This window comes from Streptomyces sp. JNUCC 63 (genome assembly GCF_054366325.1).
Window position 1 is genome coordinate 1,252,083 of the sequence record NZ_CM135963.1, and the last position, 24,103, is coordinate 1,276,185.

General features: G+C 69.5%; 25 protein-coding genes and 2 pseudogenes. 20 read left to right on the top strand and 7 right to left on the bottom strand.

Going from position 1 to position 24,103, the window contains the following annotated elements; genetic code table 11:
- Positions 1–4: 4 nt before the first annotated feature.
- From ACX25U_RS05675 to ACX25U_RS05700, 6 genes are all read left to right on the top strand, one after another.
- Positions 5–490, top strand: coding sequence for a hypothetical protein (locus ACX25U_RS05675; RefSeq protein WP_454389434.1), 486 nt, complete (start codon positions 5–7; stop codon positions 488–490).
- Positions 491–837: 347 nt separating this feature from the next.
- Complete coding sequence (locus ACX25U_RS05680; protein WP_454389435.1) at positions 838–1,020, top strand: hypothetical protein; 183 nt, start codon at positions 838–840, stop codon at positions 1,018–1,020.
- The gene (locus ACX25U_RS05685; RefSeq protein ID WP_454389436.1) at positions 1,017–1,481 is read left to right on the top strand and encodes a barstar family protein; all 465 of its coding nucleotides are present in this window, start codon (positions 1,017–1,019) and stop codon (positions 1,479–1,481) included. The genes ACX25U_RS05680 and ACX25U_RS05685 overlap by 4 nt, the downstream gene beginning before the upstream one ends.
- Before the next feature lie 390 nt (positions 1,482–1,871).
- Positions 1,872–3,167 carry an ISAs1 family transposase gene (locus tag ACX25U_RS05690; protein WP_454389437.1) on the top strand — a complete coding sequence of 432 codons (1,296 nt, stop codon included), beginning with the start codon at positions 1,872–1,874 and terminating at the stop codon, positions 3,165–3,167.
- A 118-nt stretch (positions 3,168–3,285) separates the two neighbouring features.
- Positions 3,286–3,798 (top strand): hypothetical protein, encoded by a 513-nt coding sequence (locus tag ACX25U_RS05695; protein WP_454389438.1) that lies wholly within the window; start codon positions 3,286–3,288, stop codon positions 3,796–3,798.
- Between the two features lie 87 nt (positions 3,799–3,885).
- A complete protein-coding gene (locus ACX25U_RS05700) occupies positions 3,886–4,305 on the top strand; it encodes a PIN domain-containing protein (protein WP_454389439.1) in 420 nt (139 codons plus the stop codon).
- Between the two features lie 340 nt (positions 4,306–4,645).
- Here the strand turns inward: ACX25U_RS05700 and ACX25U_RS05705 are convergent, their stop codons facing one another.
- Positions 4,646–5,404 carry an EamA family transporter gene (locus tag ACX25U_RS05705; RefSeq protein ID WP_454389440.1) on the bottom strand — a complete coding sequence of 253 codons (759 nt, stop codon included), beginning with the start codon at positions 5,402–5,404 and terminating at the stop codon, positions 4,646–4,648.
- Between ACX25U_RS05705 and ACX25U_RS05710 the strand changes: the two genes are divergently transcribed.
- Complete coding sequence (locus ACX25U_RS05710; RefSeq protein ID WP_454394112.1) at positions 5,313–5,648, top strand: ATP-binding protein; 336 nt, start codon at positions 5,313–5,315, stop codon at positions 5,646–5,648. The two genes, ACX25U_RS05705 and ACX25U_RS05710, sit on opposite strands and share 92 nt — an antisense overlap.
- A gap of 58 nt (positions 5,649–5,706) precedes the next feature.
- Here the strand turns inward: ACX25U_RS05710 and ACX25U_RS05715 are convergent, their stop codons facing one another.
- Positions 5,707–6,474, bottom strand: coding sequence for a hypothetical protein (locus ACX25U_RS05715; protein WP_454389441.1), 768 nt, complete (start codon positions 6,472–6,474; stop codon positions 5,707–5,709).
- A gap of 221 nt (positions 6,475–6,695) precedes the next feature.
- Between ACX25U_RS05715 and ACX25U_RS05720 the strand changes: the two genes are divergently transcribed.
- Both ACX25U_RS05720 and ACX25U_RS05725 read left to right on the top strand, forming a co-directional pair.
- Complete coding sequence (locus ACX25U_RS05720) at positions 6,696–7,358, top strand: hypothetical protein (RefSeq protein ID WP_454389442.1); 663 nt, start codon at positions 6,696–6,698, stop codon at positions 7,356–7,358.
- 741 nt (positions 7,359–8,099) lie between these two features.
- Positions 8,100–8,423: pseudogene (locus ACX25U_RS05725) on the top strand (hypothetical protein); the annotation flags it as partial.
- A 44-nt stretch (positions 8,424–8,467) separates the two neighbouring features.
- On the opposite strand, the gene ACX25U_RS05730 reads toward ACX25U_RS05725, so the two are convergent.
- Entirely contained in the window at positions 8,468–9,136 is a 669-nt protein-coding gene (locus tag ACX25U_RS05730) for a tellurium resistance protein (protein ID WP_454389443.1), read from the bottom strand.
- A gap of 214 nt (positions 9,137–9,350) precedes the next feature.
- Here ACX25U_RS05730 and ACX25U_RS05735 point away from each other — a divergent pair, with 214 nt between their 5' ends.
- The 8 genes from ACX25U_RS05735 (at position 9,351) to ACX25U_RS05770 (ending at position 19,499) form a co-directional block, all read left to right on the top strand.
- On the top strand, positions 9,351–10,820 hold the full coding sequence (locus tag ACX25U_RS05735; protein ID WP_454389444.1) for a hypothetical protein: 1,470 nt from the start codon (positions 9,351–9,353) through the stop codon (positions 10,818–10,820).
- Between the two features lie 62 nt (positions 10,821–10,882).
- Positions 10,883–11,311, top strand: a complete 429-nt coding sequence (locus ACX25U_RS05740; RefSeq protein ID WP_454394113.1) for a hypothetical protein — start codon at positions 10,883–10,885, stop codon at positions 11,309–11,311.
- 37 nt (positions 11,312–11,348) lie between these two features.
- Positions 11,349–12,014, top strand: coding sequence for a vWA domain-containing protein (locus tag ACX25U_RS05745; RefSeq protein ID WP_454389445.1), 666 nt, complete (start codon positions 11,349–11,351; stop codon positions 12,012–12,014).
- A 377-nt stretch (positions 12,015–12,391) separates the two neighbouring features.
- Complete coding sequence (locus ACX25U_RS05750; RefSeq protein WP_454389446.1) at positions 12,392–13,147, top strand: protein phosphatase 2C domain-containing protein; 756 nt, start codon at positions 12,392–12,394, stop codon at positions 13,145–13,147.
- Complete coding sequence (locus ACX25U_RS05755; RefSeq protein WP_454389447.1) at positions 13,144–14,097, top strand: hypothetical protein; 954 nt, start codon at positions 13,144–13,146, stop codon at positions 14,095–14,097. The genes ACX25U_RS05750 and ACX25U_RS05755 overlap by 4 nt, the downstream gene beginning before the upstream one ends.
- A gap of 160 nt (positions 14,098–14,257) precedes the next feature.
- Positions 14,258–16,093 (top strand): DUF4357 domain-containing protein, encoded by a 1,836-nt coding sequence (locus tag ACX25U_RS05760; protein WP_454389448.1) that lies wholly within the window; start codon positions 14,258–14,260, stop codon positions 16,091–16,093.
- Entirely contained in the window at positions 16,090–17,292 is a 1,203-nt protein-coding gene (locus ACX25U_RS05765) for an McrC family protein (protein ID WP_454389449.1), read from the top strand. The genes ACX25U_RS05760 and ACX25U_RS05765 overlap by 4 nt, the downstream gene beginning before the upstream one ends.
- A gap of 74 nt (positions 17,293–17,366) precedes the next feature.
- A complete protein-coding gene (locus tag ACX25U_RS05770) occupies positions 17,367–19,499 on the top strand; it encodes a UvrD-helicase domain-containing protein (protein ID WP_454389450.1) in 2,133 nt (710 codons plus the stop codon).
- A 13-nt stretch (positions 19,500–19,512) separates the two neighbouring features.
- Here ACX25U_RS05770 and ACX25U_RS05775 read toward each other — a convergent pair whose 3' ends face one another.
- On the bottom strand, positions 19,513–19,665 hold the full coding sequence (locus ACX25U_RS05775; RefSeq protein ID WP_454389451.1) for a hypothetical protein: 153 nt from the start codon (positions 19,663–19,665) through the stop codon (positions 19,513–19,515).
- An 89-nt stretch (positions 19,666–19,754) separates the two neighbouring features.
- On the opposite strand from ACX25U_RS05775, the gene ACX25U_RS05780 reads away from it, so the two are divergent.
- Positions 19,755–19,982 (top strand): hypothetical protein, encoded by a 228-nt coding sequence (locus ACX25U_RS05780; protein WP_454389452.1) that lies wholly within the window; start codon positions 19,755–19,757, stop codon positions 19,980–19,982.
- 227 nt (positions 19,983–20,209) lie between these two features.
- On the opposite strand, the gene ACX25U_RS05785 is transcribed toward ACX25U_RS05780, so the two are convergent.
- Positions 20,210–21,451, bottom strand: a complete 1,242-nt coding sequence (locus tag ACX25U_RS05785; protein ID WP_454389453.1) for an Ig-like domain-containing protein — start codon at positions 21,449–21,451, stop codon at positions 20,210–20,212.
- 321 nt (positions 21,452–21,772) lie between these two features.
- On the opposite strand from ACX25U_RS05785, the gene ACX25U_RS05790 reads away from it, so the two are divergent.
- Positions 21,773–21,919 (top strand): hypothetical protein, encoded by a 147-nt coding sequence (locus ACX25U_RS05790; RefSeq protein WP_454389454.1) that lies wholly within the window; start codon positions 21,773–21,775, stop codon positions 21,917–21,919.
- Between the two features lie 413 nt (positions 21,920–22,332).
- Here the strand turns inward: ACX25U_RS05790 and ACX25U_RS05795 are convergent, their stop codons facing one another.
- Positions 22,333–23,406, bottom strand: coding sequence for an IS110 family RNA-guided transposase (locus ACX25U_RS05795; RefSeq protein WP_454389455.1), 1,074 nt, complete (start codon positions 23,404–23,406; stop codon positions 22,333–22,335).
- Positions 23,407–23,570: 164 nt separating this feature from the next.
- Here ACX25U_RS05795 and ACX25U_RS05800 point away from each other — a divergent pair, with 164 nt between their 5' ends.
- Positions 23,571–23,855 carry a hypothetical protein gene (locus ACX25U_RS05800; protein WP_458633803.1) on the top strand — a complete coding sequence of 95 codons (285 nt, stop codon included), beginning with the start codon at positions 23,571–23,573 and terminating at the stop codon, positions 23,853–23,855.
- Here the strand turns inward: ACX25U_RS05800 and ACX25U_RS05805 are convergent.
- Positions 23,842–24,090: pseudogene (locus ACX25U_RS05805) on the bottom strand (DNA/RNA helicase domain-containing protein); the annotation flags it as partial. The gene ACX25U_RS05800 and the pseudogene ACX25U_RS05805 overlap by 14 nt on opposite strands.
- Between the last annotated feature and the right edge of the window lie 13 nt (positions 24,091–24,103).

Here is a 24,103-nt window from a genome sequence, read left to right on the forward strand (position 1 = left end):
CTGTATGAAGATCTACGTCACGTCGAGAAGTCGTCCAACCCTCGACCTCTGGTCCTCGACGTTGCCGAGACCAAGAGATGTCGAACTCGAATTCGTCGACGAAAACGAGCGGTCTGTGCAGGCCGATGTGCTCGTCATGTCGGGAGTGTGGGCTTTTGACAGATACGGCGGAAAGCCTGAGAGGGAAGTTGCGCAGCTCCTCCCTAACACAAGGGAGGACGGTCTACCGCAATGGATCGTTGTCCCGCCGTTCCGTCCGGTCGTCGAACGGAACGGGAAGGTCGTTGTACGCGAGGACTTCGCATCGGTCAGTCCTGCTTATCACGCCATACTCGAGTCTCTCCGATGCATCCGGAGAGAGTTCGGTGATGCGGTTTCTGTCACACTGCATCTTCCCCTCTTGGGCATGGATGATCCCGACGACGGGTCGACTGTGCAGTCAGTCGGGCGTGCCATTTCTCAGTTCTTGGCCGAGCACGGCATGTCATAGCAGAAACAATCCCGTTCTCCACTGCGTGGCGTAATGGATGTGACGGTTGCGGAAGCAGCCGCGGACGATACAGGGTTGTCGAAGACGAAGGAAATTTCGGGTGTTCGTGGGCCGGGGCCGTGACGCGTGTCAACGAGCACTGACGCGGCCAGGACCTGTCCGGCGAGGCATTGCCCAATCCTCCGCGAGAACGAGCATCACTGGGCGCTGCGGATCTACTACGACGGCAACGTGCCCGACTGAAGGCCTACGGCCGACCGGTCAGGCTGGGCACCTCGCCCCGGCCTCCCTCGTGAGCCCGGAGTTCGGTCCGATTGGCACCCCATCGGCGAACCGAGGGGCTGGCCATGGCGCCCATGCTCGAAGACTTCGAGCAGCAGGGCACCGCACTGCTGACGACGGACGACGACGGCGCCCGGGCTCTGGACGTCAGAAGTTACGGGGCCGTCCCGGCCCACCGGGTCGGACTGATCGGTCCACTACACTCCGACCCACTATCGACGTACATAGTGATGGACACCGGCAGATGAGCAACGCCACCTGGTGGGCACGGGACGAGGCAAGAATCCATGTAGTCCCGACCGACTCCACGCTCTCCGTTGTGCACGCTCTGCCTCCCACCGGGCTGATCTACTCGGCCCGGATGCGAGGACGGGAGATGCACGATTCCGACGGGGTGTTCACCCAGTTCTACGAGGCGCTGCGCCTCCCGGACTATTTCGGCTGGAACTGGAATGCACTGCGGGACTGCCTGACCGATCTCCACTGGCTCAGCGCCCAGCATTTCCTCGTCACCATCGAGGATGCCGACGTCGTGCTCTCCGAGAGTCCCGAAGAACGCGAAATCCTCTTTCGCGCCCTGAATGACGCCGCGAAGTTCTGGGCAGGGAAACCCGACCTCCCGGGCCAGGAGAAGATCACCTTTCAGGCCGTGCTGCTGTGCCCGCCCGGAGCCCAGGAGAAGATGCTCTGCGAAACTCGCACATATTGAACTCATTCGTCTTGTGTAGGGGCAGGGCGGTGTGTGGTGACCGACTCGAAAAACGACATGCCAACCGATCCGAGGGCCGTGCTCGGTACGGACGGCACCTTCACCTCGCCCTGGCTGCGGGACAAATCGGTGACCCCCATTCCTGTGGGTGCGCAGATCGATGCGGCGTTGGCCCGTCGGATCACGGCCGGCTGCCGTGCTGTCGGGGTATCGCACCTTCTTGGCGCGAGTCTCGCCGACACTCCAGGCACGACGACCGGCAGGGCCCCGGCGTTTGCCCGGCTCGTCCGAAGTTGAGTCGGTTGATGTCGGCGGCGGGCCCCGGGAGCAGGCGAACACGGCCCCTGTGGATCATGGAGTTCTCTACGCTTCAAGATCCACGAAGGTGCCGTGTTCGTCCCACCATCATCCCTCATCGCTGCTCCTGCTTGCCCCGCGCCTCGCCTGGAAGCCCTGCGCGAGGGTGTCGCACGGGATCAAGTCCGTAGCCTGGTCGCGGAGTTCGAGTCGCTCACCGATCCACGCGGAGCCAGCGGGGTGCGCTACCGGCTCTCCTCTCTGCTGGCCCTGGTGGTCTGCGCGATGACACCCGCGGGCCACGACTCGATCACCGCGGCAGCGGAGTGGTGCCGGCGTGCGGCCCCCGAGGAACTGGCCGCCTTCGGCCTGCCCTACCACCCGCTCCTGGGCCGCTACCGGGTGCCGAGCGAGAAGACCCTGCGCGGCGTGCTGGGACGCCTCGATCCGGCCGAGCTCAGCGCGGCCGGGTTCGCCTACCTGAAGTCCCTGCTCCCCGACGAGCCCGCAACTCCCGCACCGCTGATGCCCGACGGCGGCCAAGAACGCGAACAGCGCCGGGCTCACCAGGCTGCCACCCAGACCGATCCGGTGCGCCGCAGGCGCCGGGCGATCGCAGTGGACGGCAAGTGCCTGCGCGGCGCAAGACGCCGTGACGGCAGCCGGGTTTTCGTACTCTCCGCGGTCCGCCACAACGACGGCATCACCCTCGCCTCGCGTGAGATCGGCGCGAAGACGAACGAAATCCCCGAGTTCCAGCCCCTGCTCGACCAGATCGACGATGCCGACCTCGCCGGGGCGGTCATCACCGCCGATGCCCTCCACGCCCAGCACGCCCACGCCGCCTACCTGCGCGAACGCGGCGCCCACTACCTCCTCACGATCAAGAACAACCAGCGCGGTCAGGCGCGCCAACTCCACCGGCTGCCCTGGAAAGAGGTCCCCGTGATCCACCGTGACGACGCCCGCGGCCACGGCCGCCGCGAGCAGCGCCTGGTGCAGGTCGTCACCGTGGACGGCCTGCTCTTCCTGCACGCCCGCCAGGTCCTGCGCATCCAGCGCAGACGCCGCCTGTACGGGGCGAAGAAGTGGTCCAGGGAGACCGTCTACGCCATCACCGACCTGTCTGCCGAGCAGGCCGATGCGGCCGAGATCGCCGCCTGGGCCCGCAGGCACTGGACCGTGGAGAACACCGTCCACTGGGTGCGTGATGTCGTCTTCGGCGAGGACAAGTCCCAGGTCAGGACCCGCAATACGCCCGCCGTGCTCGCCGCCGTCCGCGACCTGATCCGCGGCGCGCTCAAGCTCGCCGGATACGTCAACACCGCCGCCGGACGCCGAGCCCACACCGAACGCCACCGCGTCCTCGCCCTCTACGGCATCACATGATCAACCGGACATCCGAGGCAAACGCCGGGGCCCTGCGACGACCGGTACGGCATCCCGGCTTTTCCCCCATGGGGACTGCACAGGTATCCGCCCGCCCTTCCTGCTCTGTACACCTGACGTGCGAGGAGCCGTCCTCTTTCCGGAAGCGGGCTATACGTTGATCGCGGGAACCGCTGCTTTCATGGCCGCGGCCGTCAGCGAGGGGATCGACGCGGCGCGCGCACGCTTCGGCCGTTATGCGCGCGCCCTCTCGGAACGCCACCCCTCCCTGTCGGCCGTGGCGGCCGCTCACCCACCCGGCCACAGGGCCTGGTCCCACCTCGGCGACGTCGAGCCGGCCAGTGCGGCGGCGCGGCAACTGGCGCTGCTGGAAGCGTTCACTGACGGGGCCTGCGGTGCACCGGGCTTCGCGCATGGCTGGTGGGAGGCCCGACGCGCGTTCCAGGCGAACGGGGAACGGGTTCAGGGGGCACTCGACACTCTCTTCGACCAGGTGTTCATGATCCTCGAGGACTGCTCGGTCGATCCCGGCCTCGCGGAACCGGGCGACCTCGACGATGCCGAACTCCGGACCGCCGTGCGCGCGGCCTGGGACGCGTTCCGTCGCTCCGGAACCGGCCGGAGTCGGTAGTCGTCGCTCGGAGTGTCGCGGTGACCGGCGCCGACGAGATCGCAGAGACACTCCGGGGCACGGGTGAGGACACCACCAGGGGAACCCATGGCTGACATCCCGGTGGTGACCGGCGACACCAACGCCCTGTACCGGCTGTTCACCCCGAAGGACCCTCGCCACCTGGCTCACCGGGAGGCTCTCGCACGCGCGGACCACCTCGTGGTGTCGCCCCTGGTGCTCAGCGAGCTCGACTACCTGCCGGCCGCGCGGATCGGCGCCCACGCGGCCATGAACGCGCTGGACTTCATCGCCGCCCCGACGGAGGCGCGGCGGTTCACGATCCCCGACACCGCACCTCACCTGCGGAGCGCCACGGCGGTGATGCGCGGGTACGCCGACGCGGACGGCGGGGCGGGGGGTGGGTCTGGCGGACGCGATGAACGTGGCCCTGGCGGCCGCCTTCCAGACCGCCGACCTGTTCACCACGGACAGCCGCTTCCGCATGATGCGACCACTCACCGGTGAGCCCGCCTTCCGGCTGCTTCCCGACGGTCTCTGACGACTGCCGAGATGCCCCGTCACCCGAACAGCAGCTCCTCAGGTCCAGCCGCGCCTGCAACAGCCCAACCGCCCTGCATTGCCGGGTCGGCAACGCTCCGCGCCATGCCCGTAGGGACGGTCGGCGAAGGAGTGGCGGCCGCGTAGCCGATGTCCCGCCAGGACCGTCATGTGCCGAGCGCGTTGGTCTGCCTTGCCGGCCGGTCCGGGCGGCCGGTCCGCCCACACCGGAATGCAACCGCGGAGCAGGACGACGAAACGGCTCCTCGGCGTCGCCCCGCCCCGGGCCTGGCAGGCGATACGCCGGTCAGCTACGCCGCACGAGGATGCTGAGGGTGTTGGCGGCCACGATGGCGCCGATGCTCGCCCATTCCGTCCAGCCCAGGTTCTGGCCCAGGCCGATCCAGCCGACGAGGGCGGCGAGGAGCGGGTTGACGCTCATGAAGAGCCCGAACGCCTGGGCGGGTACGCGGCGCAGGGTAAACAGGTCGGCGAGGTAGGGCACCGCCGAGGAGAGCACGCCGGCCACGACGGCATGGCCGACGGCCGCGGCGGTCGGCGGCTGGTGCAGGACGAGGATGCCGCCGACCGGCAGGAACATCAGCGCGGAGAGCCCGGCCGCCGTAGCGGAGCCCTGCGCACCAGGGATGCGGCGGCCGACGGTGCGGTTGAGGAGGATGTACGACGCCCAGCAGCACGCGGCCAGCAGGCCCAGGCCCATCCCCACGTAGTCGGTCGAGGGGTGGGGGCGCATCAGGGTGACGACGCCGGCCGCGGCGATCACCGCGCAGAAGGCGTCGACGCGGCGACGGGCGGCGGCGAGGGCGATCGCGAACGGGCCGAGGAACTCCAACGTGACCGCCAGGCCGAGGCCGATGCGGTCGATGGCGGTGTAGAGGGTCAGGTACGAGCAGCTGCGGACCTGGCAGGTGTCACCCGACGTCACCGACCGCGCGGAGCAGATCGTCGCGGAGCTGGCCGCCAACGCGGCGCTGCACGGCCGGGTCCAGGGTCGGGACTTCCGTCTCGTCCTCACCCACGCCTCGGCCGCCGGCGTCCTGCGCATCGCGGTCACCGACGCCCGCGGGGAACGGCTCCCCTCCCCCGTGACGGACCTCGCCACACCGCCGGACGACGAGTCGGGGCGCGGCCTGCTCATCGTCACCGCCCTGGCCGACCGCTGGGGCACGGAGCCGTATCCGCCGAGCGGCAAAACCGTCTGGGCGGAGGTGTCCCACCGGCCGTCGAGCAACTTGTCGCTGCGTCCCGCAGAGTTCGCCTCGCGCACTGTGCGAAACGCACCGAAGTGAGCACAATGGGCCCGCGCTCCGACCTCCGTTCGTGGCCGCACGCAGCCGCTGGCACTACTCAGATGCCGGGGAACCTCGGTGCCCACGTCAGCTGGATGCCGACCGCTTGGGTCAGTGAGCTCCACCTGTCGTCCGCGGGCTTCTTCTCCAGCACCAGGACCGGCCGTATCGAGGAGCCGCTGCCCCTACGTGTCCTGAGTTGATGGGCGTAGTCGAGCACCTGGCCGATGCCGAGGCGGATCTGCTGATCCTGGCTGGTACCGGTCAAGCTCTTCACCTCCGCCACGAAGATGTCCTTCCCTACCGTCCAGCCCGCGTCGAACCTCGGGCTGTTCCTGGCGAAGGTGTGCGCCTCCGTCCCTCGGCGGGCCAGGTGCTTGATCAGCGCATCCACGGTCCGCTCATGGGCCGCGGTTCCCTCGTCCAGGGAGCTGAGATCCACCTTCAGCTCCCGGGCCGTGGACCGACCGCGCTTGCGCACCTGGAGGGGAGCGCCGAGGACGTCGTACACGGCGTGCGGGGGCACTACTACCGGTCTCCCCCCTCGCGGGGGAGACCGCAGTTCCAGGCAAGGTGCAGGGAAGCCGTGGATCAGGCTGCCGAACCCCTTTTCGTCCACCACGTGGACGTGTCGGCCAAGTCCTCGCTCACGCTCTGCGCCCACCAGGGTGTCGCTGTAGTTTCGATTGGTGTCGGACACCTGCTTGCCACTGAGGTCCCCGTAGACCACGAGGCTGACCCCGCTGGAAAAGTCCGTCTTCGTCGCCGCGTGCCGCTGCTCGGCCCTGCGGACACACTCGGCGCGCACCAGCCACTTGCCGTCCACAACGATCTTCCCGGTGAAACAAAGTGTCTGCCCTTTGAGGCTGTAGACCCATCCGTCACATTCCTGACGCACCACTCACCTCCCCCTCGTCCTCCCGGTCAAGTCTGCCGATCGCCGGTGGCTGAAGAGCGGGAATGCGCGAATCGCAGTATCTGCGGTGGTCCTTCGGGCGACTCAGGTGAGCCGTCGACAGTAGGCGTGTCCGCCCTCATCATGGGGCCGTGACCATCGATGACGACGTCGCCAAGCTCTTGAACCATGTGCGATGCACTCTGGGCGAGGGTCCCTTTCCCCGCACAGACGGCTGGCACCACATGGGTGCGGTGATCTGTGATGCCATTATCCAGCAGGCCAGGCACTACAAGCGCTGGGTACGGCCGCGCGTCGAGCGACTGCGGGAGGCTTGGCCGGACACGCACACGGTGACTCGTTTTCGTGCGCGTGCGACCGAAGGCGAGCTGAGCGCAGTCCTTCGAACGACCAACCGGAGGAAACTCGCAGCCATCGCCGCGGTCACCGACCTCCTTGCCGCGAGCGGGGTGGAGACCCGCGACGAACTCAGGGTGTGGCTGAAGGAGGACGCCCACCGCTCCGCGCTCCTCGCCGTGCACGGAGTCGGCCCCAAGACGGTCGACTACCTGGGCACTCTGGTCGGGGGATCCCATGTGGCGGTGGACGTGCATCTGCGCGCCTTCGCCCGGCAGGCGGGTGTCGGGGCGATCGCCTATCACAGGCTCCGCCGGGTCTACGAAGAGACCGCCGACCGTCTCGGGCACGATCGCGGAGGGCTGGAGCATGCGGTGTGGAACCACATGTCCAACAACGTCGCTCAGCCGCCGGCGCCGTCCCCGAAGGCCACCAAGGGCGGTCTCGAAGCCCCTTGAGCACCCCGTAGCCGAGGATGCCGAGCCGTCACTTCCGGGCGCATCCCCAGGGCATCGGGCCATCCGGCGATCTCAACCGGTCTCCCCAACATCACACCGTCCCAGTCCGTCTCCTCCGTGAGCCCGCGTCGATCGATGACCCGCCGGTCCTCCGACAGCGATGTACGACCTGTCCGCGCCGATCACCTCCACGTCGGTGGCGCCTGCTCCCGGTTCGGTCACCTTCAGTCCAGGCTTTCCCGGAGTGCCCAAGAGGACCGTCCCGCCAGTCGGTTCGGCGACCTTCTCTTCCCGGGCGGCGCTCACCTTCTCCGCCCGCACGGGGTCCGTGGAGCGCGACTCCCGCGTCCGGGCGGGGAGCCCACCGAGTGGGCAGACCGTTGCTGAGCACTCAACTGGGTGCGGACCACGCGACCGAGCCCGGCGCATCGGCGAAGTACACAAACTCAAGAACAAGCGAAATCGTGCAATGTTGACATCGCCAACACACATCATTCATGCTTTCACAGGAAACGACGCAACTGCCCGGCAACGCTGTGCGGTTCAACCACCGTGACCTCGCCGGGCATAACGGGCAGCCCAGTGATGCCTTGGCGTCCTACAAGGGGTCTACACCGATCGCGAGGAAGCACACTCCGCTGATCCACCCGGCTACCCGAAACGTTCCGGCGGCAACGCTCCTGCTCCGTCAACCATCCCTGGGAGGGATCGTGACTCCACAGAACCAGCCGCAACGCGCGGCTGGCCGCCAAGCCCGTGCCGACCGTCACGGCCACGGCGACGGCCACCGTCACCGCCGAGCCGGAACCCGCCCCCACGGTCACCAAGACCAAGAAGGTCGCCACACCCGGCCCGACCGCCACCGGATCCGGTACCAGCAGCAGCGCCGGCCGCAGCAACGACAGCGGCTCCGGGACCTGCTCCATCGTCTCCAACACGGGCAACTGCTACCAGGCGGGGCAGTACTGCCGGAACGGTGACCACGGAGCCACGACGACGACCGCGGGCGGCGCTCGGATCACGTGCACGTACAGGTCGAACGGCTGGCGCTGGTCCTACTCCTGACGCACGGCAGGCAAGGCCGCGAGCCGGCTCTCGACGGCGCCCGCCTACAGGGGCGGTTTGGTGCCCGGCACCCAGTCGAAGCCGAAGCCGTAGGCACGGTCGATGAGTTCCTGGTTCGACAGGAGCGGCTCGGCGGTGAACCAGCGGACCTCGCGCCGCAGGTCGAGGGTGGTGCCCTTCCCCGGGGCGAGCAGGGCGATGGCGCACGAAGTGGCTCCGGCCGGGGAGTCGTCCAGGTGGATGCGCCAGGTTCCGTTCGGCGCGCTGACGGTGACGACGCCTCCAAGGGTGCGGAAGTCGGCCGCGCCTTCGTAGATGTACACGTAGGCGAGCAGCTTGGCGAACCGGTGCCGGTGCTCGAGGCTGATGCGAAGGGTCTCGCCGTCCGAGGTCTCGCCGGTCCGGTCGTCCTGGTCGAGGCTGACGTAGGGCCAGGCGTCAAGGTCGCCGAACTGCGCGCCGAGTGGTTGCACCGCCGTTCCCGCTCCCTCCCGGGTGAGCACCAGACAGCCGAGGTCGAGGTCGGCCTCGGCTGTGACCGACCAGTTGAGGTTCAGTTGGATGACACCCCGGCCCGTGATCTCGGCGCGGGGCGCTCGCTCGGTGAGGTCCACGGGACGCGCCGGTGCTCCCCGGTGCGTCCGCGCTCCCGTGCCGGCGACCGCCCCTCCGGTGAGGTCGATGACCGTCCGCCGCCTGCCGTCGCCGCTCAATGCACGCCCCTATACCTCAACGACCGCGCAACCATGTTGCGCCACGCCGTCGACATCATGTGATCGTCGTCTATTATTGCCCGATCGGTGGAGAGAGTGTGAAGATCTCCTCCACTTCGTTCGCGCGACAGGAACGTACGCGGCACGCCATCGCCCTGTCCCCGTCGCACTCGGACCTGTACGAAGTCCCGGCATCACCGGGCAAGGGTGGGAAATGTTCACCGGGACACAACTCGACAAAGGGGTGACCGCACGTCACCTCGATGACGCCGCGCAGGACCCTGCGCTCGCTCCGCGCGCCGAGGAACTGCGCGCGCTGGCCCAGGCACTCGACTCCACCGACGTGGACGCCCTCGACGCATGGGCCGATCTCGACCTGATGACCCACTTCGCCCGGCCCGAGAGCATCGCCGAACCGGCGGACACCGGTCGGGGCGAACGACTCGACTCGGTGCTGGACTGGGTGCTGGGAGCCCTGGTCTTCCTGCCTCTGCTCTTCACGTGGTTCGGCCTCTGGCAGGCATCGAGTGCCTACGGGGCGCTCACCGGGGACGACCCCAAGGCCGCCGGCCGACCGTTCCTGCAGTTGTGGCAGTCCGGGTTCGACGGACACCTGAGCGAGGCGTACCGCTTCGGTCACGTCGCCGTGTTCGGGTGCCTGGCCCTGGTGATGCTGTTCGTCCTCACGGCCGTGCACGGCTACCGGCGCACCCGCGCGGAACGTCACGAGGAGCAGGCACGGGAGCGTGCCCGTGCGGCTCTGGCCCGCCTGGTCCCGGTCCTCACCCGTGCGCAGCTCTCGCTCAACGAGCACCGGTTCGCCTCGCCGCAGCGTTTCGCGGCGGAGCTCAACTCGGCGGCCGGCCGGCTGCAGCGCATGCACTCCAAGGCCATCACCACGCAGGAGGCGCTCAGTCGAGCCGCCGAGCTGGTGAGCGAGGCCGCGGACAAGGCGGAGCAGCGCCTCGCCCAGGCGGAGGCGTACGTGCGGCCGATCGAGCAGGTGGTGCTGCGGATCGAGGAGACCGTCCGGGACAGCGGAACGGCCATTCAGGCCGCCGTCCAGGGCTTGGACGACCCGTTGACGCAGGCGGGCCACCGCCTGGCCGACGCCGTCAGCGGACAGACCGGTGTCCTGGACAAGGCCTTGGAGGATCTGAGGACGGCCGGCGACGACATGCGCGACGTTCTGTCCCGTGCGGCGGACCGGCTGGAGACGGCGGTCGGCGACAACGGCGACCGTGTGCGCAGCGCGCTGTCGGACGCGGCCCGGCAGGTCGAGGAGTCGCTGACCGTACTGGCCGCCTCCCAGCGCGGGTTCACCACCGGCATCGAGGTCGTGGCGGACGTCAACGGCCGTCTGCTCGACGACCTCGGCGCGGTGGCCGACCGGACCGGTGAGGCCGCCGAGGCGTCGCGGGAGGCCCTGCTCGGCATCGAGGCGCGCAGCCGCGCCGTTCAGGAGGCGACGGACCGCTTCATCGCGGTCACCGACGTCCTGGAACGGGCACTCCGCGAGACGGAGGCGGCCCGGATCGAGGCGGAGGCCGCGCGGGGCGAGGCAGAGACGGCGCGGATCGAGGCGGAGACGGCACGCGCGGGTGCCGAGGCGGCCCAACGGCGCGCGGAGAGCGAGCTGCGGCAGGCCAAGAAGCTGCGGGCCGAGATCGGACCGGACCGGTGAGCCCGTTGAAGAAGCGCTTCCGGTTCACGCCGCTTCACCTGGCCGGGTGGCTCTTCGCCGACATGCTGCTCGTGCTCGCCCTAGTGTCCATGGGAGACCGCGGTGACCCGCTCGCCGCGCAGGCCGGTGCCAAGCCCTCGAAGCCGGCCGCGGTCAAGCCGTCCCCCGAACCGAGCCGGACGCCGACGGGACCACGATCGGTGGCGCGCAAGCCGGTGAAGGTCCGTCTGACCGCAGCGGTCGGCGACACCACGCGGATGGTGGAACAGCTCCGTGCCGCCACCACCCGCTACCAGGGACGCGAAGCCGCCTTCGTACTGACCTTCGGCCAGGCACCGGAGCCCGGTGACGGCCAGGCATACGCACGGGAGGTGAACAAGGCCCTGCGGAAAGCGCGGCCGGAGATGTTCACCGACGCGACGACACGGGACTTCTGGGCCGGCGGCTCCTCGGGCTCGGCCGACCTGGAGATCTACTTCTACACCCGTTGACGGCCACGCCGTCTCATCAGCTCAGGAGAACCAACCCATGCAGCTCCTCCCCTTCTACATGGTGTGCGACGAATCCGGCTCCATGGCCGGTGACGGCGTGGACGCCATCAACGCGGCGTTGCCCGAACTGCACCACGAGATCAGCACCAACCCGAGTGTCGCGGACAAGACCCGCTTCGCGCTGATCGGTTTCTCCACGCAGGCCTCCGTGCTGCAGCCGCTCGCCGACCTGAGCGAGCTGACGCAGTTGCCGTCCCTGTCGGCGGGCGGCGTGACCTCCTTCGGCGCCGCCTTTCGGCTGCTGAAGGACACCATCGAGAAGGACGTCGCCGCGCTGAAGGCGGAGGGCCACGACGTGTACCGGCCCGTGGTGTTCTTCCTCTCCGACGGCATCCCGACGGACGAGGGCTGGCGCACCGCGCTCAACGACTTGAACGCGTTCCGCTACGCGCCGAAGATCATCGCGTTCGGAATCAGTGACGCCGACATCGCGACCATCTCCGAGGTGGCCAACTTCAAGGCGTTCATCCAGCAGGATGACTCCATCTCGCCGGCCGTCGCACTGCGCGAGTTCGCCTCCAGCCTCACCCGGTCCATCGTCAGCTCGGCGACCAGCATGGCCGCCCAGAGCGGGGAGGGCTTCCAGCTCCAGGTGGACGAGCAGGTGCCCGGCTTCACCAGCCTTTCCCTGGACAAGCTGTGAGCGGCCCGATGCATCACGGAGAAGCCCGCGATGAAATGACGAGCAACGGCGGAACTTCCCACGGTCACAGTCTCGACGAAGACCTCGGCCTGTCCGACGGCATCATCCTCCGCGACATGCGTATGCGCGGACCCGCCCCCGCAGAGCAGCCTGCGCCTCCGGTGATGGAGCACCTCATGTCGCCTGTGTCCCTCTCGAAACTTGAAGGCCCTCTGTTGCGCGGGGAGCCGACGCACGTCGGCAATCGCCCTCCCAGCTATCCGCCCCGTCCTCTGGGTCGTCCCTCCCTGCGGGATGGGGACGAATCCGCGGCCTTCTCCCCAGTTGTCCTGCTGGACGGTGGCGAATTCGGGCAGCTGACGGTACGTGCCGCCTCCGTGCGCGGCGACTCCCACAACTGGGAGGGAAGTTGCCGCCAGGACTCGATGGTGGTGACGCGCATCGGCCCGCCCGAGGCGGAGATGCTCCTGCTGGCCGTAGCCGACGGTGTGGGATCGGCACCGTACTCGCATGTGGGCTCGTACCAGCTCTCCCGTCTGGCCGCCGTTCACCTCGACCAGGAGGCCGAGAGCCTGTACGCGGCGCTGCGCGCTCGGAACGAGACGAAGCTAGGCTTCATCGCCACCAAGGCGGTCGCTGGAGCCGTCGGTCAACTGCGTGGCCCGCGGGACGAGTCCCCAGCACGCCACGGGACTCGTCCCCGCGCCGGCCAGGACTACGCCACCACCCTGCACGTCCTCCTCGTCCCCACGGACTCCCGTGTCCGCGAGCGGGTCCTGTGCAGTGTGGGCGATGGCGGCCTGCTCGTACTGCGTGAGGGCCGCTGGGAACACGAGGACCCGGACGATGGTGGTGACCTGCTCGACACCCGCACCGATGCTCTCCCACACGCCTACCACGGCGTCAAGGCCAAACTGTTGCACACCACCCCGGGCGAAGTCCTCCTCCTGGGCACCGACGGCATCACCAACCCGCTCACCCAGAAGGATCCCGCGTTCGCCCAGCACCTCGCGCACGCGTGGGGCGGGCCCGAAGTGCCTTCGCTGCCCGACTTCCTGTGGCAGGCGCAGACGAGGGCCAAGTCCTACGACGACGACCGGACCGTCATCTGTGTGTGGGAGAGGCCGGAATGAGCGCGGAGGACGGGGCCGACGTCGCACGGTCGTCGCTCACCCTGGGGGAACGGGTCGGCAGCGGCGGCCAGGGTGACGTGCACGCGATCGTGGACGACCCGCTCCTGTTCAAGGAGTACAAGGACCCGGCCAAGGTCAACGGCGCTGCCCTCGCCGATCTGGTCGGGCTGCGGCAGGGCCTGGGCCAGGTGGACCGGAGCCGCCTCGACTCCCTTGCCGCTTGGCCCTTGTGCCGTGTGGTCGAGGGTGGCCGGGCGCTCGGCTTCCTCATGAGGCGGGCCCCCGCCCACATGACGTGGCGCACCGCGACGGGGGCGACGAAGCTCCTCGAGTTGCAGTACCTGATCCGGCCGCCCAAGGCGGCCTGGCAGGACGTTGCTCAACCGACCCCGGAGCAGCGCAGGGCTCTCGCGCTTGCCTGCGTCGAGGCCATTGGCTGGTTCCACGACGCCGGACTCGTGATCGGCGACATCTCGCAGGCCAACGTCCTGTGGTCCCTCTCCCCCGAGCCCGCCGTCCACTTCCTGGACTGCGACGGCTTCCGCCGGGTGGGACGTGCGGCGGTCCAGGCCCAGGCCGCCACTCCGGACTGGAACGACCCGCTCGCGCCCTCCACCGACGCGACGGTGGACACGGACGCCTACAAGACGGCTCTGGTGGCGGGGCGCATCGTCGCCCGGCAGCCGTATGTCAGACCGGGCCAGGATCTGGAACTCGTCCCCGGCTGCCTCAACGACCGGCAGAGCGACGGAGTGCGCAGGCTCTTCGCGCAGGCCGCCGGCGAGCGCGGCAGCCGGCCCCGGCCGAGCGAGTGGCAGACCGCGTTGAGCGACCGCGGCGTCATCACGCTCACCGCGGCCGCGCCCCGGGTCCGGCCCACCATCGACCACTCGGTCCTGGACGGGACGCGCAACCGGACGCCGATCAGGCTGCGGGGCCCGGTGCAGTAGGGGGACGGCTTCCCGGATGTCGTGGGAGCCGTCCCCCGATGCAGGCCGACGCGCGGGCACGTGGCCGACGGTTCCGCCCTCCGCGGATGCAAGCGGGCGGGTCGGCCGACGCAATAGGGTCCTGGAGGACGTCCAGGCTCTCTACGGACGAGGAGCAAGGGTGAGCGAGGAACACGAATCCCCTTCCGGGACGACGCAATACCCGGAGTTCCGGCTGCGGCTGCCCAACGGCGGGTCCGAGGCCCGGGGGCGGCTCCTCGTGGACAAGGGCACCAACGGCAGTCAGAAGTTCGTCATCCTCGCCGGGTCGCCCGGTCGAGCGGAGGTCGTGCCCTCCTTCCCGCACCGCATGCCGTCGTCGTACCGGCTGCGGCAGCGGCTGATCAGCGAGGGCGCACTGGACGAGTCCACCCGCTGGCCCGGCTGGCTGGAGACGACGCGGGACGTCGAGTGCAACTCGCCGTCGGCCGCCGCCGCGGTCCTGCTCGGACGCAGCACCAACGGGTGGACGGAGTGGAAGTCGGCCGACGGGCACCCGCTCGCCGACTATCTCGACCAGGTCTGGTGGGGACGCAGCCGGGCCTGGCTGGTGCGGGGTTCCAACGTCTCCGGTCTCGATCTCGTGCAGCGGCTGTGGCTGCCCGAGGGACTGGTCTCCCTCTCGGCCCGCCACCTGCGCAAGGGCATCGAGCAGGGCGTCAGCAAGGACCGGCTGCGCACGGCCGTCGACGAGGACTACGCGTCCACCGCGACGTACAACCAGAAGATGCAGTTGGTCGAGGACGTCCACGCGTTCCTCTCCCGCATGCGGCCCGGCGACACCATGTGCACGATCTCCGGTGGACGGCTCCACGTCGGTGAGATCTCGGGCCCCGCCGAGCAGGTCGACTCCGAGGACGGGCGGTCCAACCTGCGCCGCCCGGTGGACTGGGCGGATCAGGGGCACCTCTATGACGAGCTGCCGGAGGAACTGCAGCAGCGGCTCTCCACCCAGCACGACGTGGTCGACCTCACCGTGGTCAAGGACCTCATCGACGGCCTCGGGCTGAGCGACCAGGACCTGATCGACGAGGCCGAGGCCACCGACCGCGACCCCAGCGTGGAGATCCCCGCCCTCACGGCCCGTCGCGAGCTGGAACTGCCCAGGCCGACGGAGGAACTGGCCGCCGACCTACTCGCGCACGACGCGGCGTGGCTGGAGGAAGTACGCGATCTGCTCTGGGACGAGCGGCAGCTGGTGCTCTACGGGCCGCCCGGCACCGGCAAGACGTATCTCGCGCTGAAGCTCGCGGAGTTCCTGGGCGGCGGGCCCGAGCAGGTCAAGCTGGTGCAGTTCCATCCGTCTTACGCGTACGAGGACTTCTTCGAGGGGTTCCGGCCCCAGGAGGACGCCGACACCCGCGAGGTCGCCTTCCGGCTCACCGCCGGCCCCCTGCGTGAGCTCGCCGATCTCGCCTCCCGGGAGGGCAACCGGCACATCCCGCACTTCCTGATCATCGACGAGATCAACCGCGCCAACCTGGCGAAGGTCTTCGGCGAGCTGTACTTCCTGCTGGAGTACCGCAACAAGTCGGTGCGGCTGACGTACTCGGGCGACGACTTCGCGCTGCCGCCGAACCTGTTCGTCATCGGCACGATGAACACCGCCGACCGGTCGATCGCGCTCGTCGACGCGGCGATGCGGCGGCGGTTCGCGTTCGTGGAGCTGTCGCCGCGGACGGAACCGACGCGCGGGTTGCTGCGGCGCTGGCTGGAGAGGGAGGGCAAGGATCCTGAGCCCGCCGATCTGCTCGACGCGCTCAACTCCCGTATCGACGACCCGGACTTCCGCATCGGGCCCTCGTATCTGATGAAGAAGGGCGTCTACCGGGAGGGCGGCCTGGAGCGGACCTGGCGGACGAAGATCCTACCGCTGCTGGAGGAGCACCACTACGGGGAGGGCGTGGACGTCGAGAAGCGGTACGGGCTGGCCGCGCTGCGGGAGTCGCTGGGGTGACGCGGGTCGTCGAGCTCGTCGAGCACGCGCCCGCCGTCAGCCTCGCCCTGCCCGACGGCGTCGGCCGGGCGCTGGCCGCCGGGGACGTCGTCGACGCGGTGCCCGACCCGTACGCGGCCGGCCGCTGGTCGTTGCGGGCGGGCAGCAAGGTCGGCGCGGTCACCGTCACCGGAGCGGGAGTGGACGAGCCGGTCACCGTGCGCGTCACACCCAAGGTGCCCATCGCCCGGCTCTTCTTCCTGCTCGGCTACAGTCTCGACCCCACCGGCGCGTGGCGCGACGGGGACGTCGATGTCGCCGAGCACCGGGATCTGCTGCCCGCGCTCGCCCACGCCGTGGAGCGGCAGGTCGACCGGGCCCTGCGGCAAGGACTGCTGCAGGGGTACCGGGCGACGGAGGAGAGCGCCCTGGTCGTCCGGGGCCGGATCCGGGAGGCCGAGCAGATCCGGCGGCGGTTCGGCGCGACGCTGCCGGTGGAGGTGGCGTACGACGAGTTCACCACCGACATCGCCGAGAACCGCATCCTGCGTTCGGCCGTCGAGCGGCTGCTGCGCCTGCCCGGTGTGCCGCGCGGCGTGCGGCGCAGGCTGCTGCACCAGCGGGCCCGGCTCGCCGACGTCACCCCCGTCGTACGAGGGCAGCGGCTGCCGGAGTGGCGGCCGACCCGGCTCAACTCCCGGTACCACCACGCCCTGCACCTCGCCCGCGCCGTCCTCGACGGCTCGTCCGCCGAGCACGCGCCCGGCGGGCTGCGCATCGACGGGTTCCTGTTCGACATGAACAAGCTCTTCGAGGACTTCGTGACCGTCGCCCTGCGCGAGGCCCTGCGCGGCTCGGGCCACACCGTCCGCCTCCAGGACAGCCATCACCTCGACGAGGCCGCCACGATCCGCATGCGACCGGACCTCGTGCTGTACGGGCCGGGTGGCGCCCTCTGCGCCGTCGCGGACGCGAAGTACAAGGCGGAGAAGCGGGGCGGTTACCCGGACGCCGACCTGTACCAGATGCTGGCGTACTGCACCGCCCTCGGCCTGAGCGAAGGGCACCTGGTCTACGCCAAGGGCAACGCCTCGCACGCCGCCCACCGGGTGCGCCACGCGGGCATCCTCATCCACCAGCACGCCCTCGACCTGGACCAAGAACCGGCGGGGCTGCTCGCCGACATTGAGGGGGTCGCGAGGCGGATGAGGGGTGGCTGAGGGGCGGCGCCCGGCCCGCACCGCGCCCGTATGATCGACGGCACAGTGTTCGTCCGGGGTGGGGAGTGCGCGTCGTGCCGCAGCTTGCGTTCGCCAACAGTTTCTGGGAGAGCTACGACGTTCTCGAGAAGCCCGTCAAAGCCGGTGTGCGCAAGGCGATGCAGAAGTTCCAGCAGCTCACCGTGCCGGAGTTGCAGGCCGACAAGGGACTGCACCTGGAGTCCGTCGAGAAGGCCGCCGACCGCCGCATGCGGACCATCCGCATCAACGACTTCTGGCGGGGTGTCGTCCTGGCCCCGGACGACGGCAGTGATGTGTTTCTGCTGATCAACGTCGTACAGCACGACGATGCCTACACCTGGGCGGCCAAGCGGCTGTACACGACGAACTCCGCCACGAGGGCCCTCGAAGTGCGGAACGTGCAGGCGATCGAGCAGCTGACCCCCCAGCTGGAGAAGGCGGCTGCCGTCGCCGACTCACTGCTGTTCGCCAAGTACTCGGACACCGTGCTGCGTGAGCTCGGCATCGACGAGCAGGTGCTGCGCGCGGTGCGCACGATCATCGACAAGCCGCAGCTGGAGGCGTTCGGCACGCTGCTGCCGGAGGATCAGTTCGAGGTGCTGCAGTACCTCGCCGAAGGGTTTCCACCGGAGGACGTGTACCGGGACGTGGTCGCCATGCGCCGCCCCGTGGACGCGGGCCCCGATCCGGACGAGACCCTCGCCGTGGTCATCGCCAACACCACCAGCCGCATCACGCTGGTCAGCGGCCCCGAGGAACTCGCCGACATCCTCGAAAAGCCCTTCGCGGCCTGGCGGGTGTTCCTGCACCCCTCTCAGCGCCGCGTCGCCTACCGGGTCTCGTACGGCGGTCCCGTCCAGGTCACGGGCGGGCCGGGCACGGGCAAGACGGTCGCGGCGCTGCACCGCGTCAAGCACCTGCTCACCCGCTCCCCCGACAGCCGGATCCTGCTCACCACGTACACCAACGCACTGGCCGCGTCGCTCCGTGAGAACCTAGCCCTCCTCCTGGACGGCGACGAGTCGCTGCTCGGGCGCGTCGAGGTGACCACGGTCAACGCCTACGCGCACGGCGTCGTCACCCGCCTCGACGGCAAGGCCCCCTCCCCCATCGGCGACCGGGACGAGCGGCAGCTGTGGCAGCGGGTGGTCAAGAAGCTCGGGCTGCCGTGGACGGAGCAGTTCCTGGCGCAGGAGTACCGGCATGTGATCCTGGCCCAGGACCTGCGCACCCTCGACGCCTACCGCGCGGCCTCCCGGCGGGGCCGCGGCAGCGCGCTGCCCCAGTCGAAGCGCGACCAGCTGTGGCCCGCCGTGGAACTGTTCGAGCAGATGCTGCGCGAGCAGAGGGTCACGACCTACCTGAAGGTGTGTGCTCGGGCCGCCGACCTCCTGACCGCTTCGGCACCCACGCACGACCATGTCGTCGTCGACGAGGCGCAGGACCTGCACCCGGCCCAGTGGCGCGTGCTGCGTGCCGCGGTGGCACCGGGCAGTGACGACCTGTTCATCACCGGCGATCCGCACCAGCGGATCTACGACTCGCGGGTGTCCCTCGGGTCCCTGGACATCTCCGTCACCGGCCGCACCCACCGGCTGCGCATCAACTACCGCAGCACGGAGGAGATACTGGCCTGGTCCACGGGCATCCTCAGCCCGGTGACGGTCGACGACCTGGGCGGCGAGGGGGCCGACACCCTGGCCGGCTACCGTTCCCTGCTGCACGGCCGCAGACCGCAGGTGAGCGGATACGGCTCCGAACAGGCGGAGGTGGCCGCGCTCGTGGAGCGGGTGGAGGAGTGGATCGCGCAGGGCATCCGGCCCTCCGAGATCGGCGTGTGCGCCCGCTTCAACGTGCTGCTCGACAAGGCCTACGACAAGCTGACCGCGGCCGGGGTGCCGGTGGTCCGGGTCAAGGACAACCCGGGGCCGGGCGTCGATGGGGTGCGGCTGGCCACCATGCACGCGATGAAGGGGCTGGAGTTCCGCTGCGTGGCCGTCCTGGGAGTGACGGCCAGTGCGGTGCCGTTCGCGCGCGAGGTGACGCCGGCCGACGTGGACGCACTGCAGCACGACTCCGATCTGCTGCGGGAGCGGTGCCTGCTGTTCGTGGCCTGCACTCGGGCCCGGGAGGCGCTTTCGGTGACGTGGAGCGGGGCCGTGAGCCCGTTCGTGCCGACTCGCTGAGGCCGGGGTCTCGTCAGCTCTTGGGTTGCAGCGCGCCGCCAGCGAGGCCGTCGCGGGCCGGCTCGGTGGCCTCGCGGCTCGGTTCGGCGACTTTCCTGGCGCACTCCTCGAACTCCTCGAGGGCGCGGAACGCCGCGCCGTAGCGGCGCTGTTCGGTGATGTCCATCTGGGGGGACCCAGGTCACCGCCATCGAGCTGTGGTGGCCCGGTGAGGGCCGCACGTCCAGCACACGCGTCCTGCTCGAGGGGGACGAGGTGTTCACCACCCCCGCCGAGGACCTCTTCCGGCGCGCGGCCGAGCGGGGCTGGGCGGTCGATACCTCGCAGCCCGAGTACCCGGTGATCCCCGGGCTCTCGCTGGGCTTCACCCGGCAGACCTCACAGGAGGTCGAACGGGACACCGACGGCCTGCCGAGGTACGTCACCTCGGTCCTGGTTGCCGGCAAGAACTACTACGACTACCGCTACGAGAACCGCGGTTGACCGCCACCCAGGACTTGCAGAACGTCGTCCCGTCCTCGCCCGCCGCACCCCGATGCCGCACGAACGCGGCCGGGATGCGGCGCTGTTGTTCCTCGCGGAGGATCCGCTGTTCGAGAACCTGGCGGTCGCCGCTCGGCGCTCCTCTCCACTCCACTCCACTCACGTCGTGCGTCGACCCGGTTGACACGGTCGACTCGCTGGGCCTCTGCGCGGAACGTGACCCGGCGTCAGCTGGTGGCGCTGCCCGCGACCCACTCGCTCCACGGCATGTTCCAGTCGCTGAGGCCGTTGTCCGGGGCCAGCGTGGTCTTGTCGTCGGAGTTCTTGACGATCACGACGTCACCGATCATCGAGTGGTCGAAGAACCACGCGGCGGGCCGCTTGCCGTCGCCGCCGCCCTTGACGTCCTTCAGGCCCACGCAGCCGTGGCTGGTGTTGACCTTGCCGAAGATCGAGTCGGCACTCCAGTAGTTGCCGTGGATGAACGTGCCCGAGGCGGACAGGCGCATGGCGTGCGGTACGTCCTCGATGTCGTACGCGGGCTTGCCGTCCTTCTTCGTGAGGCCGACGGTCGCACCGTTCATGCGGATCTGCCTGAACTTCTCGGAGATGACCATCCGGCCGTTGTACGTCGGGTGCTCGGAGCTGCCGGACGAGATCGGGATGGTCTTGATCGCCTTGCCGTCCCGTACGACGGTCATCTGCTTGGTCCTGGCGTCGACCGTGCTGATCTGGCTCCGGCCGATCTTGAACGTGACCGTCTTCTGGTTGCCGTGGGAGTTGAGCTTGACGGTGACGGTGGAGCCGGGCTTCCAGTAGTTCTCGGGACGGAAGTCCAGGCGGTGGTCGTTGAACCAGTGACCGACGACCCGCTGGCCGCTGCTGGAGCTGACCTGGATCTTCGACTCCACGGCGGCCTTGTCGCCGACCGCCTTGTCGAAGTCGACCGTCACCGGCATGCCCACGCCGACGGTCGAGCCGTCCTCGGGGGAGAGGTGCCCGATGAAGTCGCCGGCCGGGGAGACCGTGGTGATCGTGGCGTTCCCGGTGACGGAGCGGCCCTTGGCGTCCTCGGCGTCTGCGGCGACCTGGTACCTGGTGGCCCGCTCCAGCCGACCGTCCGGCTTCCAGGACGTGCCGTCCGCGGACAGGGTGCCCGGAATCTCGGCACCGGTCGCGACGGCGGTCATGGTCACCTTGGTGAGCTTGCCGTTACTGACGGTGGCCTTGACGGGGTCGTTGATCCCGACGTTGTAGGCACCTTGCTTGGGCGTGATCTTTATTCGGGCGTCGGAAGCGTCCTGGGCGGCCGCCTGATCCACCTGCACCTGCGTTTTCGGGTGGTTCCCGGCGTCGTTGCCGCTGGTGGCAGCGTTGCTGGTACCGCCGAGGGCCGTGAGGGCGAGTACGCCGCCGAGTACGCCGGCCGCAGCCACCAGCCTGGTGCGTCGTTTACGTTCCGTGATCAAACGCTTCTCCCATGTCGCTGGTCTCTGAATCTCTGAAGTTGGTTGCCCGAGGAGCGCAACCAGCTCCAGAACCACTTATACGCATTCATCCGTCCTGAAATGGGCAAACTGTGGCGAAGGCCACCCGCCGTCGAGCGTGTCGCCGAGGCCCTGCTCGAAGCCCGGACGGCGCGTAGCCGTCCGCTCTCGCCGCCCGGCGCCGGTCATGACGGGGCGCCCGTCCATCGCCAACCCACAAGATCTCCGGCTGCAGTACTTGTGGCGCCCGGCCGTTACGATCACCCTTCTCCGCGTCGGGCGTTGCGCATCGCGGAGGTGAGAGTGACTGCCCCGGCGGATCCGACCGGGGTGGAGGCCGAACGCCGTGAGATCGAACGCCGGCACGCCGAGCCGGCCCGCGCCCAGCGGGTGGCCGCCGGTGAGCCGGTCGAGCCCGCGCCCGGGCAGCGGCGGGGTGCAGCAGCGTGACGGGAGACGCCGTCTACGTTCTGGACTGCGAGGGCCTGTCATCCCTGAAGGAGCGGGGCCGGTCAAGGGTGTTACCCTGTCTGTTTTCCCGGTTTCCGGCCGAGTTCGGGCAACGCCGAGCCCAGGCGCGGGGTCAAGGCGGAGCGCCCGCAGGCGGAGCCGAGGACGAACGGCCTTGAGGCCGCGGCGGATCGGCGCACACTGGCGGCGCCGGGGACCGGGGGTATGGAGTTGTGGTGTCTCGCCCCAGAGGTGTGGTCGTGGGGTGGGCAGGCTCGGCTGCCGGTCATCCCTTCGCGGCTGCGTCCGGCCCCGCGGCCGGACGAGCTTGTGCATGGGGCGTTCCGCGACGGCCGACGGGATCGATCACGTTAACGGCCGCGCCGCATGCGCGGGGGCCAGACAGTGCGCGATCACGCGTCGGCCGCGTTCCGGCCTGCTCGCGCCGGGTCCGGCTTCGTCAGGCAGCGGACCTCGCCGTCGCGCAGGGCGTAGTAGACCAGGGTGAGCAGCTTGCGGGCCGCGGCGGTCTTGGCCACGTTGCGGGCCGTGGTGCCGCGGCGGTAGACGATGCGGTCCTTCAGGCGCCGCATCGGGGTGTCGGCCCCGCTGCGCTGGACCGCCTCGACGCAGGCCCAGCGCAGCAGTGGCGAGCCCTGCTTGGTGATCCTGCCGCGGTGGACCTTGGTGTCCGAGGCCCGGTGCCGCGGGGTGAGCCCCGCCCAGGAGCACAGCTGGCCGGGTCCGGCGAAGCGGGCCACGTCGCCGATCTCGGCGACCATGACGGCGGCGAAGACCGGGCCGATGCCGGGGATCGTCTGCACCGCGCGGTAGCCGGGATCGCCCGCCAGGGCCTGCGCGATGAGCCTGTCCACCTCTGCGATCTCGCCGTCCAGGAAGGCGATCAGCCGGAGCAGGGAGTCGGCGCGTACCCGGTAGGAGCCGTGCAGCGGTATCCCGGCCAGCCAGGTGCGGCCGCCGCGGTCGAACACGTCGGTCACGGGCACGTGCAGGCCAGCCTTGCCGAGCACCGCGTGGATCTGGTCCTTGGCCGAGGTGCGCATGCCTACCAGCTTGTGCCGGTAGCGCACCAGCTCCCTCACCTGGCGGGTCCGGCGGGGAGCGATCCACGTCTGCGGCAGGCGTCCCATGCGCAGCAGGTCGGCCAGGTCGGCGGCGTCCTTGTCGTCGGTCTTCACCCGCCGGTAACCGAACATCTTCACGCCCAGCGGATGCGCGAGGTGCACCTCGGCTCCGGCTTCCTGGAGCGTGTCGGCGGCCCAGTACCAGCCGTAGGTGGCTTCCAGCACCACCTGCGGGTGCGGGCCGGCCTTGGCGATCTCGGCCTTGAGGGCGGCCGGGCTGTTGTCGATGCGAATCCGCTCCAGCCGTTCCCCTTGGGGGGTCATGCGCAGCAGTACCGAGCGGTTGCGGTGCAGGTCCATGCCCACGATCTGAGGTCCGTCGTAGGCTTGCATCTGGTCCATCAGGGCCTCCTGCCTGTGGACGGTCGTTACTTCTCCTGGACCGAGCATCGTTCGCACCCGGCCGGAGCGGGAGGCCCCGCTCCTTCATCGCATCACGTTGGGTGCGTGGCGAGCGCCGCACAGGCGTCCGGGTCAAGGACGCCCACCGGCTCGGCATCCGCGTCATGACCACTTCGATGACCTTGATCGAGGCGTACGACGTGAGGACGTACATCCCGGCCTGGCACCGGGCACTCTCCCGTGTTCACGTCGAGCCTGTGACCGAAGAGATCGCCAAGGAGGCCATCGGGCTCCTCGAGGAGGCCGGTCTCCACGGGCACGAGTACGCCATTGATGCGGCCCTGGCCGCCGTCGCGCTGCGACAGCCGGGGCCGGTCACGGTCTTCACCTCCGACGTGGACGACCTGCGCAAGCTGTGCGGCGACCGCGTGGTGGTCATGGGCCTGTAAGGCATCCAACCCTCGAGAACCGAATGTCCCGTTCGCCGACCGGCCCGTCAGGCCGGTACGGCCTCCCCCGTGCCGCCCCGCCCGCCGGTTCCCGCAGCTTCTCGCGCGTCTCCGGGTCCGTCGAGTACACGATCGTGCCGATCGCGGCGCGGGTCAGCAGCACCTTGTAGGCGTTGCGGATCAGGCGGTCGACGTCGTCGTCGGGGGTCGACTTCTTGAAGACCGGGTCCTCGGACCGCCGTGGATGT